Annotated in this window: 10 protein-coding genes; 6 read left to right on the forward strand and 4 right to left on the reverse strand. The window is 58.8% G+C overall.

From position 1 onward, the window contains the following. Nucleotides 1–310: 310 nt before the first annotated feature. The gene (locus M0D69_RS27085; protein ID WP_301784985.1) at nucleotides 311–1,033 is read left to right on the forward strand and encodes a 2OG-Fe(II) oxygenase; all 723 of its coding nucleotides are present in this window, start codon (nucleotides 311–313) and stop codon (nucleotides 1,031–1,033) included. A 19-nt stretch (nucleotides 1,034–1,052) separates the two neighbouring features. On the opposite strand, the gene ribA is transcribed toward M0D69_RS27085, so the two are convergent. Further along, complete coding sequence (gene ribA, locus M0D69_RS27090) at nucleotides 1,053–1,703, reverse strand: GTP cyclohydrolase II (RefSeq protein ID WP_301784947.1); 651 nt, start codon at nucleotides 1,701–1,703, stop codon at nucleotides 1,053–1,055. A 284-nt stretch (nucleotides 1,704–1,987) separates the two neighbouring features. Between ribA and M0D69_RS27095 the strand changes: the two genes are divergently transcribed. Next, nucleotides 1,988–3,634 carry an ABC transporter substrate-binding protein gene (locus M0D69_RS27095; RefSeq protein WP_301784948.1) on the forward strand — a complete coding sequence of 549 codons (1,647 nt, stop codon included), beginning with the start codon at nucleotides 1,988–1,990 and terminating at the stop codon, nucleotides 3,632–3,634. 57 nt (nucleotides 3,635–3,691) lie between these two features. On the opposite strand, the gene M0D69_RS27100 is transcribed toward M0D69_RS27095, so the two are convergent. The 3 genes from M0D69_RS27100 to M0D69_RS27110 all read right to left on the reverse strand — a co-directional run bounded on the left by M0D69_RS27100 (nucleotide 3,692) and on the right by M0D69_RS27110 (nucleotide 8,145). Then, entirely contained in the window at nucleotides 3,692–4,006 is a 315-nt protein-coding gene (locus tag M0D69_RS27100; protein WP_301784949.1) for a hypothetical protein, read from the reverse strand. A 207-nt stretch (nucleotides 4,007–4,213) separates the two neighbouring features. Beyond that, a complete protein-coding gene (locus M0D69_RS27105; protein WP_301784950.1) occupies nucleotides 4,214–5,923 on the reverse strand; it encodes a thiamine pyrophosphate-binding protein in 1,710 nt (569 codons plus the stop codon). A 476-nt stretch (nucleotides 5,924–6,399) separates the two neighbouring features. Then, nucleotides 6,400–8,145 carry a methyl-accepting chemotaxis protein gene (locus M0D69_RS27110; RefSeq protein WP_301784951.1) on the reverse strand — a complete coding sequence of 582 codons (1,746 nt, stop codon included), beginning with the start codon at nucleotides 8,143–8,145 and terminating at the stop codon, nucleotides 6,400–6,402. Nucleotides 8,146–8,652: 507 nt separating this feature from the next. On the opposite strand from M0D69_RS27110, the gene ahpC reads away from it, so the two are divergent. The 4 genes from ahpC to M0D69_RS27130 all read left to right on the forward strand — a co-directional run bounded on the left by ahpC (nucleotide 8,653) and on the right by M0D69_RS27130 (nucleotide 12,959). Continuing rightward, complete coding sequence (ahpC, locus tag M0D69_RS27115; protein ID WP_301784952.1) at nucleotides 8,653–9,216, forward strand: alkyl hydroperoxide reductase subunit C; 564 nt, start codon at nucleotides 8,653–8,655, stop codon at nucleotides 9,214–9,216. A gap of 115 nt (nucleotides 9,217–9,331) precedes the next feature. Further along, nucleotides 9,332–10,927, forward strand: a complete 1,596-nt coding sequence (ahpF, locus tag M0D69_RS27120; RefSeq protein WP_301784953.1) for an alkyl hydroperoxide reductase subunit F — start codon at nucleotides 9,332–9,334, stop codon at nucleotides 10,925–10,927. 282 nt (nucleotides 10,928–11,209) lie between these two features. Next, nucleotides 11,210–11,674 (forward strand): hypothetical protein, encoded by a 465-nt coding sequence (locus tag M0D69_RS27125; protein ID WP_301784954.1) that lies wholly within the window; start codon nucleotides 11,210–11,212, stop codon nucleotides 11,672–11,674. A 208-nt stretch (nucleotides 11,675–11,882) separates the two neighbouring features. Continuing rightward, nucleotides 11,883–12,959: an LLM class flavin-dependent oxidoreductase gene (locus M0D69_RS27130; protein WP_301784955.1), complete on the forward strand. Its 1,077-nt coding sequence runs from the start codon at nucleotides 11,883–11,885 to the stop codon at nucleotides 12,957–12,959. Nucleotides 12,960–12,961 lie beyond the last annotated feature (2 nt).

Raw genomic sequence — 12,961 nt, forward strand, 5'->3', positions numbered from 1 at the left:
TTGTACCTTCAGCCATGCTCATGCGTGCCGCTGCCATGTGCTCCGCGCCAGAAGAACACCTGCTCGACACGCTGATGTCGCAGACCGGTAAACGACCCGGTGCGCTCTTCCTGCGTTTGAACCCCGCGCTATCCGCGTACAACCACGTAAATCGAATAAGTAACCCGTGGCGAGTAACTATTACCTCCAGTCTGAAGTAAAAAATTCCTCCTATAACCGTAGTTCGCCAATGTGAACGCAATATCCGGAGTGTTTTCAACCGCTGACCGGCAGACACTGGATCACTCGAACCTGCATGGAGAAGCCGTTTATGGATGTCCTGGCTACCGGTATGGAAGCGCGCGTGAACGCCATCGACTGGCACACGGTTGAAGAGGAGCTGGATCAATTCGGCTGCGCAATGGTCGCGAATTTGCTTACGCCCACAGAATGCGGCGCGTTGAAAGCGCTCTATTCTCACGACGAGCTGTACCGAAGCCGCGTGGTCATGGCGCGACATGGCTTCGGGCGCGGCGAGTACAAGTACTACAGTTATCCGTTGCCCCAGGTGATCGGCAACTTGCGCGAGGTGGTCTATCCACATCTGGTCCCGATCGCGAATCGATGGAACGAGATCATGCGTATCGACACGCGTTATCCGCCGGACCACGCCGAATTCATCGACCGGTGCCATGCGGCCGGGCAAGTGCGGCCAACGCCGCTGATCCTTCAATACGGCAAAGGCGATTACAACTGCCTGCATCAAGACCTGTATGGCGAGCACGTGTTTCCGCTGCAGCTCGCAATCTTGCTGTCGGTGCCGGGACGCGACTTTACAGGCGGAGAGTTCGTCATGACCGAGCAACGGCCGCGCATGCAATCGCGGGCCGAAGTCGTGCCGTTAGCGCAAGGGGACGCCGTGATTTTCGCCGTGCATAACCGGCCAGTGAACGGGACACGCGGAGCATATCGCGTGAATCTGAGGCATGGGGTCAGCCGGCTGAGATCGGGGCACCGGCATACAGTGGGCGTCATTTTCCACGACGCGGCCTGAGACGCCCACGCAAGGTCAGTTATTCGTTTTCGTCAAAGTAATGACCAAAACGAACCTGCTTCGTCTTGATGTAGCGCTCGTTTTCCTCGCGCACCGGAATAGCCAGCGCCACACGCTCGCATACGGGAATGTCGTGCTTGAGCAGCGTGTCGAACTTCGATGGATTGTTGCTCATCAGGCGCACCGAACGCACGCCGAGCGCACGCAGGATCGCGGCGGCCGAGTCATATTCCCGTGCGTCGTCGGGCAAGCCGAGATGCAGGTTGGCGTCGACGGTGTCGTAGCCCTGCTCTTGCAGCGCATACGCGCGGATCTTGTTCGCCAGCCCGATACCGCGGCCTTCATGACCGCGCAGATACAGCAAAATACCGCGATTTTCAGCAGCGATATAACGCATGGCGAGGTCCAGCTGCTCGCCGCAATCACAGCGATATGAGCCGAATACATCGCCCGTGACACATTCGGAATGCAGCCGGCACAGGACGGATTCGCCGTGGGCGACGTCGCCCATCACGAGCGTCAGATGCTCCGCGCCCGTGCTCTTTACGCGATACACATGCGACTCGAAAACGCCGTAACGCGTGGGAATCGTGGCCTTCGCCACGAGTTCGACGCATTCTTCGTGGGCTGCTTCGGCAGTGGCTGCCGGTGAATCAGAAACGTTTTTCATATTCTCTTGTACTGCATAGGAGGGCGTGAGCCGCATACCGGTATTTAATCGGTAACTTTAGCAAGAAGCGGGAGCGCCCGGTCCGACATGTTAAAACGGCCGGGAAATATTTGCAGCCCGCAGGTTTGGAGGCGGATTGGAACTGCCGCCAATCCAGTCGATTCCGGCATATCGAAAGAAGAACGTATCGCTTCGTCAAAAATTCCCTGATTGGTAAAGTAGGCGATTACTTAGGCGCACCCTTCCGCCTTCGAGCCCCGTCCTTCAACCTTTCCCGACCTTACATGCCACCTAAAAGCCTGCCGACCCACTCCTTCTTCACTCCAGCCCGCAAGCTGGCCCGCACCGCGGCTTGCGGGCTTATCGCCTTCGGCGTCCTCGCCGGCGCGGCCCATGCGGCAGGCAAGACCCTGGTGTTCTGTTCCGAAGGCAGTCCGGCGGGCTTCGACTCGGCGCAATACACCACCAGCACGGACTTCGACGCCGGCGCGCACGCAGTCTACGACACGCTCGTCGAATTCAAGCGCGGTTCACTCGATCTGGTGCCCGGTCTCGCCGAGACATGGGACGAGTCGGCGGATGCAAAGACCTTCACCTTTCATCTCCGGCACGGGGTCAAGTTCCAGTCCACACCCTGGTTCAAACCCACCCGCGACTTCAATGCCGACGACGTCGTCTTTACCTTCAAACGCATGATCGACCCGAACAATGCGTTCCAGAAGGCGCACCCGGTCAGCTTCCCGTATCTCAGCGACCTCGGCTATGACAAGAACATTGCATCGGTTGAAAAACTCGACGACACCACCGTGCGCTTCACGCTGCATACGTCGGACGTGGTATTCGTGCGCAACATCGCGATGGAGTTCGCCTCCATTGTCTCGGCGGAATACGCCGACCAGCTGCTGAAGGCCGGCAAGACGGAGGACCTGAACCAGAAGCCCGTGGGCACGGGGCCGTTCGTGTTCCGCGACTATCAGAAAGACGCGACCATCCGCTATGACGCGCATCCGGACTTCTGGAACAAGAAGGACGTGCGTATCGGGAAACTGGTGTTCGCGATCACACCGGACGCCGCCGTGCGCATGCAGAAACTCGCCAGCGGCGAGTGCCAGATGACGGCCTTCCCGCGCCCCGCCGACATCCAGACGGCCCGCAGCAATCCGAAACTCGCGGTGCTGTCGGGAGTGGGTTTCAACGTGGCTTACGTCGGCTACAACACCACGCACAAGCCGCTCGATAACGTGCTGGTGCGGCGCGCGCTGGACATGGCCGTCGACAAACCCGCCATCCTGAAGAGCGTCTACGAAGGCGCTGCCACCCTGGCCTCGAATCCGATGCCGCCGTCGCAATGGTCGTATAACAAGGCGTTGAAAGACGCGCCTTACGATCCCGCGAAGGCGCGCGACCTGCTGAAACAAGCGGGTTTTCCGAACGGCTTTTCGATCACGTTATGGGCCATGCCCGTACAGCGCGGTTACAACCCGAACGCACGCCTGATGGCGCAATTGATTCAGTCGGACTGGGCGAAGATCGGCGTGAAGGCGAACATCGTGACCTACGAGTGGGCCGAATATAACAAGCGCGCGAAGGTTGACGGCGAGCACGACGCCATCCTCTACGGCTGGATGGGCGACAACGGCGACCCGGACAACTGGCTCGGCACGACCCTCGGATGCGACGCGGTGCATGGCAGCAACGTGGCCAAGTGGTGCAACAAGCAATTCGACGATCTGCTCGGCAAGGCGCGGCTGATCACGGATCTGAAAACCCGCACCAAGCTTTACGAAGAGGCGCAGGTCGTGTTCAAGGATCAGGTCCCTTACACGCCGATTGCCCACGCCAATGCGTTCCAGTTGATGACGAAGGACGTCAAGGGTTACGAGATCAGCCCGCTCGGCGGACATCGTTTCGACGGCATCTCGCTGGACTGATCGAGTCTGCCTGACCTACGCGGCGGCGGGCTTTGACGGGCCCGTCGCTGCGTTGTTTCAAGCGAGGTGGTCGAAGCTGCCGGGGCCCGTTTGACGCTGTACTTTCGCTATGCGCCAGACCACGGACCGCTGATCAATCACCGCATGCACGGGTGAATGACCCATCTCGACCATGATCCGCTCTGCCGCGTCAGTGCCATTGGCGACCGAATCCCAAATCAGCATGTCGACGATCGAGCCATCGTCCAGCTCGGCGATGCGCCGCGACTGAAACCCTGGCTGGCGACTTAGCCATATATCGATGTCGGCATTGGCAGCGATAAAATCTTCGACAATGAGACCCTTGGCAAGCTTGAAGGTCGTGATTTCCATAGCTTCTCCGTATTGAACTTTCATCAACTATCTTTCATCGGCTTTGCAGCCGCACTAAGCGATCGTATTCGCAAGCCACGGAGACGGTCTGCCAAGCAGCCATCCGCTAGCCGTTGTCACTACCAGATGTGCCACCGCGTATTCTGTACGGCAATCACGGGGATACCAACGAGCCCCCGTACTGCACCCGATCCCAACGCGCACTGTTCACGAACAAGCCGCGCATTCCGCATAGTACCGATTCGGTTCGGGAAAGACTCCGGTCATCACTTCGATCAGGAATGGCCCGTTGTACCGCGACGCTTCGCTCAGCGCATCCTCCAGGTCATCGAGGCACTCGACCATGCGCGCCGCCACACCGAGCGAAGACGCAAAAGCAGTCCAGTCATGGCGAGGGAGCTTGGTGAACTGCTCCGAAATCGACCCGCTGCCGATCGCGTCGATATGGATTGCGCCATGCGCAGAGTTATTCAACACGACGTAAATCATCTTGACCCGGTAGCGCGCTGCGGTCTGAATCTCCATTCCGTGCATCAGCATGCATCCGTCGCCAGTCACTACGACACACGGGCGCTCTGGGGCTGCAAGCTTGATGCCGATCCCGGCGGCGATTGCCCAACCCATCGGCGCGAGGGAGCTGGACGAAAAGTAGTTGCCAATGCCCGACGAAAGCCAGTAATGGGCCATGAAGACACGGTGGGCGCCGGAATCCACGACGACGTTGCTGTCCTTCGGCAGTAATTGGCACAAGCGCTTCACTACGTCTCCCGGATAAAGCGATCGATCGCCGCGCGAAACCCGAACGCCGACTTCCTCGAATCGATGGTCGTACAACGGGGTTTGGCCGACCTCGGCGACCCACGCTTTTCTTGTTTCAAGCACCTTCAGGAAGTCGGCGCTGCTGTCCGTATCCGTCTGGGACAGCAAGCGAAATGTCGCGCCAATCCCGGAGAAAATTCTGCCGTGCGCGACGTGCCCCATTGCGGGCGGGTCGAAGCTGTCGTCGAAGATGATCAACTCTTTCCCGGCAGTCAGCTTCTTACTCCAATTCATGCTGTCGCGCTGGTTCAAGTCGCTGCCAAACACGACAAGGGCGTCGAGCCAGTCCGAATTGATCACGTGAGCGGCCCGCGAGTGGCTGGAGAATCCATAAATGCCGAGAGCAAGAACATGATCCTCAGGAAACGCGCCCTTTCCCGGCAGTGTGGTCGCGACGGGAATGTGAAATTTTTCGGCCACCTCGAGCAGGACCTTTGCGGTTTCCGTGTCATTGCCGCGACTTCCGATCAGGAAAGCGACTTTCTTCGATTTGAGGAGATACTGGTTGCACAAGGCATCCAACGCTGCGCGACTCGCGGGGACTTCGCACACATTGAATTCGTCATGATCGTACAGTTGCCTTGTTACGTCCTGACCGGACAGAACTTCCTGCTTTTGAACGTCAATAGGAATGCTGATGAAAGACCGCGCTCGGCGCATCCAGTTTAAACCGTCCGTCGCGCGGCGCATTTCGGCTTGAATATTTTCCTTGTTCTTTAGCTCGACGACATTTTCCACCAGGTTTCTCACCACGCCGCTTTCGAAAATGCCACTCAGCGTAGCGTCCTGGAACGCGCCTTTCCCTTCTGCGTGCGACGAGACACCGCCGGCAATATAGAGCATGGGAATCTGGTCTGCGAAAGCGGCAGCCATGCCGGGCACGAAATTCATGGTACCTGGTCCGGAAATCCCTATGCATACGCCAAATTTGCGGCTGGCCCGCGCATAACCATCGGCCATGAAGGCACTGCCAGTCTCATGAGCGCCAACGATTGCACGAATCGACGGTGACTCGTCGATTGCCTCCAGCAACGGGTAGATCAACTTCCCCGGGACCAGGAAGACGTGGTCGATCTTCGCGGACTCCAACGACTTCACGACTGTTTTCGATATGCTGAACGGAGCGAGTGATCCCATAGTTTCGAGTACGACCTGAGCAGAAACTGTTGATTGGATCTCACCATCTCTCATCCGGTCGTCGCGGGCACCCTCGCAACGGCAACATGACCAAACCGGCGGCAACCGGCATGTGGAGACAGCAAGACGGCTTGAGTGCGCTGCAAACCAACTGCAGTCGCGTCTCGCGCTGCTTCATCGTGCCCGCTTGATCAACGGGCCCGTGTCTCCATCCATGAGTACTTTTCTTCGGTTATGACGTCGCTCGCATACGCTTCACCAATGGCTGAAGCAAGATCTGCAAGGTGTTATCAACCATACGGCGGCCGTGGATCGCGGGCCTCAGTCCGTTCGACTGCAGGTTGCCAGCGATTCCTGCCTCCAACGCCTGTGCACGACACTCCGTTCGACGAGCACTGCGTTCTCACGTCGACAGCCCGCCCAATGCCAAGACCTGTTCAGAATGTCTGCCACTCCGACGCGTCACTGGCGCTGGTTGCGACCACCGTGCTCGTGCCAGCGACAAGGGCCGGAGTCTTCCCGGGTTCTGTCAACATCGCAGGCGAAGACGCGTGAAATTTCGGCGCCGTCCGGTGTGGTTCTTTCCGGGGCGTATTCGCTCGTGGCACAGATACTCGCTTGTCGTGGACCTTGAAAAAGGCTACCGTTTCACGCAGGCTTTGGGCCTGCTGGGCCATCGACTGGGCCGCTGCCGATGCTTCTTCCACCAGCGCGGCATTTTGCTGGGTTACCTGGTCCATCTGGTTGACCGCCCGGTTCACCTGCTCGATTCCGCCGCTCTGCTCTACCGACGCCGACGAGATTTCGCCCACGATGTCGGTCACACGTTTCACCGACCCGACTATCTCCTTGATCGCACCGCCAGCCTGCTCGACAAGAGTCGAGCCCGCTTCCACGCGGTTGACCGAGACGGCGATCAATTCCTTGATTTCCTTTGCGGCGGTGGCACTGCGCTGCGCGAGCGTGCGCACTTCACCGGCCACGACGGCAAATCCACGTCCCTGTTCGCCAGCACGAGCCGCCTCGACCGCCGCGTTGAGGGCGAGGATGTTGGTCTGGAAAGCAATGCCCTCGATCACGCCGATGATCTCGGACATTTTGGTCGAACTTGCAAAAATCTCGTGCATCGTCTCAACCACCTGCCCGACGATTTCGCCACCTCGCTGCGCAACGCCTGAGGCCGTGCCGGCCAGTGTGGCTGCCTGCTTCGAATTGTCGGCGTTGTGACGGACCGCGGCGGTCAGTTGTTCCATGCTCGAGGCAGTTTGCTCCAGCGACGCCGCCTGCTCCTCTGTACGGCTCGACAGGTCCAGATTATCTTGCGCGATCTGCGCACTCGTAGTCGCCACACTTTCGGCGTTCTCGCGTACATCCGAGACGACCCGCAACAGCGCATCGCGCATTGCCTTCAGCGATGCCATCAGGCTGCTCGTGTCGCCGGGCCGGAGGTCGATGCTTACGCTGAGGTCGCCGGCTGCCACGCTTCTCGCCAAGTCGGCCGCTGTCGCAGGCTCTGTTCCAAGCTGCCGTGTCAGACTACGCGTCAAGTAAACGCCGAGCCCCACACCAACCAACACAGACAGGACCACCAGAACAAGCATCAGATCGCGGCTCGTGTCGTATACCTTCTCATTAGCCTCGGCCGAGTTTTGTGCGTCACCCTGTTTCAGAGCAACCAGGGCGCTCATCACGACCAGGGTCTTGAAACCCTTGTGGTGATATTCGTTCAACAGGTAATTAGTCAGGCTGTCTCGATCCTTCAGGTCAGCCGCGTCAATCCTGCCTTTCATTTCAGTGAAGGCCTGCGTGTAATCCTGCCAGCTCTGATCGAGATCGGAAAAGGTAGCCTTCCCTTTCTCGGTGTAGACGAGGGGTTCCGCTTGATTGAGGCGTTCGCGCGCCGAGGCGATGGCTTTTCCAGCTGCGTCCAGCGATGCGGTCCGCTGCTCGGCCGTGGTGGCCAGGATGGCGTTGCGCAGGTACGTACCCGTCCTCAGCACATCGGCGTTCGCCTGCTGGATCAGGTTAAGCCCCACAAGGTCCAGCCGATAAGCCGTGTCCGCATTTGCATTGATCTGCGCCATGTTGCTCAGGCCGATCCCGCTAACGATTGCGCTGATGACCGATATCATGATGAAGGCACTGATTAGTTTGGTGCCGAGTTTCATATTGCCGAAATTCATAGTTCGCCGTGTCAAGGTGAAAGAACCGGAACAGATTGACAACGCTGGCCACAATGTACTTTCACGTAACCTATGTCTTGGCTGGGGCTAGCCGCGATAGGAGCGTGAAATGACTGCTGAAACTTCCAGGATGAGCTGGGTAGCCCCCTTTAGCTTCATGGGAATGCACGGCGAATCTCCTTGCATTTCACATCTGGCCGCGGATCCCAACCGGACCAGCAGGAAAGGCGGTAAGGACCTCATGTAGTGGTTAACGACAGTAAGATCGAAATCTTCATACTAAATAATTCTTACATTATCTTACTGATGCGCGAACCCTGATCTGGGCGGTCTCGGCACTGGCAGCGAGCGGCAGGTAGCGATAAAATGCGGCCGCGTTAACCCTGATAGCCGTTCCACATCGCCCCCATTAAATCATTCGATTTTCCCTCTTGGGCGTCCCCCCGCATACTTCGTTCACTTCCTTAACCGCTTCAACACTTCAACACTTCAACCAAGGACATAGCAATGCCGATCATCAACAGCCAGGTCAAACCGTTCAAAGCCAACGCTTACCACAACGGCGACTTCATCACCGTGACCGACGAAAGCCTGAAGGGCAAGTGGTCCGTCCTGGTGTTCTACCCGGCTGACTTCACGTTTGTTTGCCCGACGGAACTCGGCGATCTGGCCGACCGTTACGCAGAATTCAAGAAGCTGGGCGTGGAAATCTATGGTGTGTCGACCGACACCCACTTCACGCACAAGGCATGGCACGACACGTCGGAAACGATCGCCAAGATCCAATATCCGATGATCGCCGATCCGACGCTGGTCATCTCGCGCAACTTCGACGTGTTGATCGAAGAAGAAGGCCTGGCGCTGCGTGGCACGTTCGTGATCAACCCGGAAGGCGAGATCAAGCTGTGCGAAATCCACGACAACGGCATCGGCCGTGATGCAGGCGAACTGCTGCGCAAGGTGCAGGCAGCGCAATACATCGCCGCTCATCCGGGTGAAGTGTGCCCCGCCAAGTGGACGCCAGGCGCTGAAACGCTGACTCCGTCGCTCGACCTCATCGGCAAGATCTAAGCTTTAAATCCTCGTTGTAAGAGCGTTGTAAGTCCGGGCCGCTCGCGGTCCGGATGACGCTCGCCTCGCATTCGTCGCCTTGATAAAAACCCTCGTCACACGGACTCGAATCGCCATGCTGGAAGCCAACCTCAAGACTCAGTTGAAAGCGTATCTGGAAAAAGTCAGCCGGCCGATCGAGATCGTCGCTTCACTCGACAACTCGCCGAAATCGGTTGAGTTGCAAGGCCTGCTGCATGAAATCGCTACGTTGTCGGACCGCATTGCGGTGATCGAAAAACGCGACGATTCGGAGCGCAAGCCCTCGTTTTCCATCGGCGAACCGGGCAAGCCCACGGGCATCCGTTTCGCGGGCATTCCGATGGGCCATGAATTCACGTCGCTGGTGCTGGCGCTGCTCCAGACCGGCGGTCATCCGGTCAAACTCGACGACGCCGTGATCGAACAGATCCGCGCACTCGACGGCGACTATCAGTTTGAAACATATATCTCGCTGTCATGCCAGAACTGCCCGGAAGTCGTGCAGGCGCTGAACGTGATGGCGCTCATCAACCCGCGTATCCGCCAAGTCACCATCGACGGCGCGTTGTTCCAGGACGAAGTCGAGCAGCGCCAGATCATGGCCGTGCCGACCGTCTATATGAACGGCGAAGTCTTCGGTCAAGGCCGCACCGGTGTGAAGGAAATCCTCGCTAAGCTCGATAGCGGCGCTGGCGCTCGCGCGGCGAAGGAACTGGAAAAGAAAGGCGTGTTCGATGTGCTGATCGTCGGCGGCGGACCTGCCGGCGCGGCTGCGGCGATCTACTCGGCGCGCAAGGGCATCTCGACTGGCGTGGCGGCTGAACGCTTCGGCGGACAAGTGCTGGATACGCTCTCTATCGAAAACTTTGTCTCCGTGAAAGAGACCGAAGGACCGCAATTCGCCGCGGCGCTCGAGCAGCACGTGAAGAGCTATGACGTCGACATCATGGACGTGCAGCGTGCCGAAGCGCTTGTACCGGGCAAGATTCACGAGGTGCGCCTCGCCAACGGCGCGGTGCTGAAAGCGAAGACGATCGTGCTTGCCACGGGTGCGCGCTGGCGCGAAATCAACGTGCCGGGCGAGAAGGAATATCGCAATCACGGCGTGGCGTATTGCCCGCATTGCGACGGCCCGCTGTTCAAGGGCAAGCGCGTTGCGGTGATCGGCGGCGGCAATTCCGGCGTTGAAGCAGCGATCGATCTGGCTGGATTGGTCAGCGCTGTGACCTTGCTCGAATTCGGCACGGAACTGCGCGCCGACGCCGTGCTGCAACGCAAGCTGCGCAGCCTCAAGAACGTGACCATCATCACGCAGGCGCAAACCACCGAAGTCACCGGCGACGGCAAGAAGGTCAATGGTCTCTCGTACAAGGACCTGCGTTCGGGCGAAACAACGCACGTTGAACTGGAAGGCGTATTCGTGCAGATCGGGCTGGTGCCGAATACGGAATGGCTCAAGGGCACGGTCGAATTGTCGCGTCATGGCGAGATTGTTGTGGATGCGCGGGGCGCGACCTCAGTGCCGGGCGTATTCGCCGCCGGCGATGTCACCACCGTCCCGTTCAAGCAGATCGTGATCGCGGTCGGCGAAGGGGCCAAGGCTTCGCTTAGCGCCTTCGATTACCTAATCCGCAATTCGGAGACGGAAACGGAAACGGCAGAAGTCGCGGCCGAGGAAGTGGTCGCCTGAAGCGAGTCGACCGCCCGGATCGCTGCTAAAACAGCGATCCGGTTCCTGTAATAGAACGCCCGATAATCTCTATCACGTTGATTATCGGGCGTTTTTTCGTCTTCCTGTGCTGCTGTTAGTGTGTAAAAAATACCGTTAATTATGCGATTCCTAAAAAGCCTAAAGATTCGTCTGAAGATGCCGTAGATACCAAAAGTGAGACCCGGTTCTCACGTCGAGTGCCCCTCCCGCGGACGTCAGGACGCACTCGCTGATGAACAATCACCTCGAGGTCATAACGTCATGGGAATTCTCGGAAACACCTTCAGCACGCTCTTTCGCGGCAATGGGCGATCGGCCCCCGGCATGGCGCAAAAGCTTGAACGCGCACTTCGCCGTGAGGGCGATTTGAAACGCGAACTGACGCAATTGCAGGCCAGGGTATCGGCGATGCCGCCGGACATCGAGGTCAAGATGGACCTGATGAAATTCGATGTCGCGCAGGAGAAGGCATCGGTTGCGAGTTTGACGACGGCGCTGCTTGAGGCTCAGGAAAACCTGGAGCTCGAGAAGGCAAACCGGTCGGCCGCGATCCATCTTTTGAAAAAACACGGCGTGGTGGATGGCGTTGCTTACGCGAGCTTTACTCGCGAGCAACGCGTCGAGCTGATTGCCGTGGCGATGGATGAGGTCGCCGGCAAGGAGACGACGAGCCGGTGGAGAGCGCGGTCGCCGGCTGCGAAATCGTCTTCAAGTAAAGGCGCGTAAAAGCGGCGAGGTGCGGGCTGAGGACGCCGCCTTTCATTCAGCTTTTCCCCAAACACCGCCCGCCCCAATCACGCTCGCCCATATCTTTAGCTCGTTTTGATATTTAAGATTTGCATAAGCCGATGTTAGCCTTTGAAGCAATCGGCAGGCGTCACGAAGCGTTCTTCACGCACTGCCTCACAGCGTGATTCAACGAGGAGTGTCTTTCGTGAGCGTCGAATTCATCGGCATGATCCAGCAGCAAAAAGTGTCGGAGACGCATCTGGCGCGCGGTCCGGCTATCGACATCGACTACACGCGCAACTTCGCTCAGGCCCACGAAAAAGCCGGCTTCGACCGCATTCTGGTGCCCTATCAGTCGACCAGCCCCGACGCCATGCTGACAGTCGCCTACGCAGCCGGCGTCACGCAACGCGTGCACTTCATGCTCGCGCACCGGCCCGGTTTTGTCGCGCCTACACTAGCCGCACGTCAGCTCGCCACGCTCGATCAGCTAAGCGGCGGGCGCCTTGCGGTTCACTTCATCTCGGGCGGCAGCGACGTCGAGCAACGCCGCGACGGCGACTATCTTTCGCACGATGAACGCTATGCCCGCACCGACGAATATCTGCAGATCCTGCGACGCGTGTGGACCGAGTCCGAACCCTTCGATCACGAAGGCCGCTATTACCGCTTCGAACAGGCTTTCTCCGAAGTAAAGCCCAAGCAGGCACCGTACATACCGATCTATTTCGGCGGTGCGTCGGCGCCGGCTATCGAAGTAGCGGGCAAACATGCGGACGTCTACGCGCTGTGGGGTGAATCGAAGGAACAGGTGCGCGAACAGGTCACCCGCGTTCGCGCCGAAGCAGCAAAACACGGGCGCAACGTGCGCTTCTCGGTATCGTTCCGGCCGATTCTCGCGGCGACCGAAAAGGCCGCGTGGGAACGCGCCGAACACATCCTTGCTGAAACGCGGCGGCTGCGCGCGGAGCAAGGTCTCAGTGAAGCGACGCCGCAGCAAAGCGAAGGCGCCCGTCGCCTGCTCGCTGCAGCAGGCGACGGCGTGCGCGCCGACGATCGCCTGTGGACCGGCGTGGCCAAGGAGATAGGCGGCCGTTCGAATTCGACGGCGCTCGTCGGGACGCCAGCACAAGTGGCCGAGACGCTGGCCGAATATCACGCGCTCGGCGTAACCACGTTCCTGATTCGCGGCTTCGATCCACTGGAAGATGCGCTCGATTATGGCCGTGAGTTGATTCCGGCCACGCGTGAACTGACCTCACATGTAGCGCACGCGGCTTGAAT

It is taken from the genome of Caballeronia sp. SEWSISQ10-4 2, assembly GCF_030464885.1.
Classification (GTDB): Bacteria; Pseudomonadota; Gammaproteobacteria; order Burkholderiales; family Burkholderiaceae; genus Caballeronia.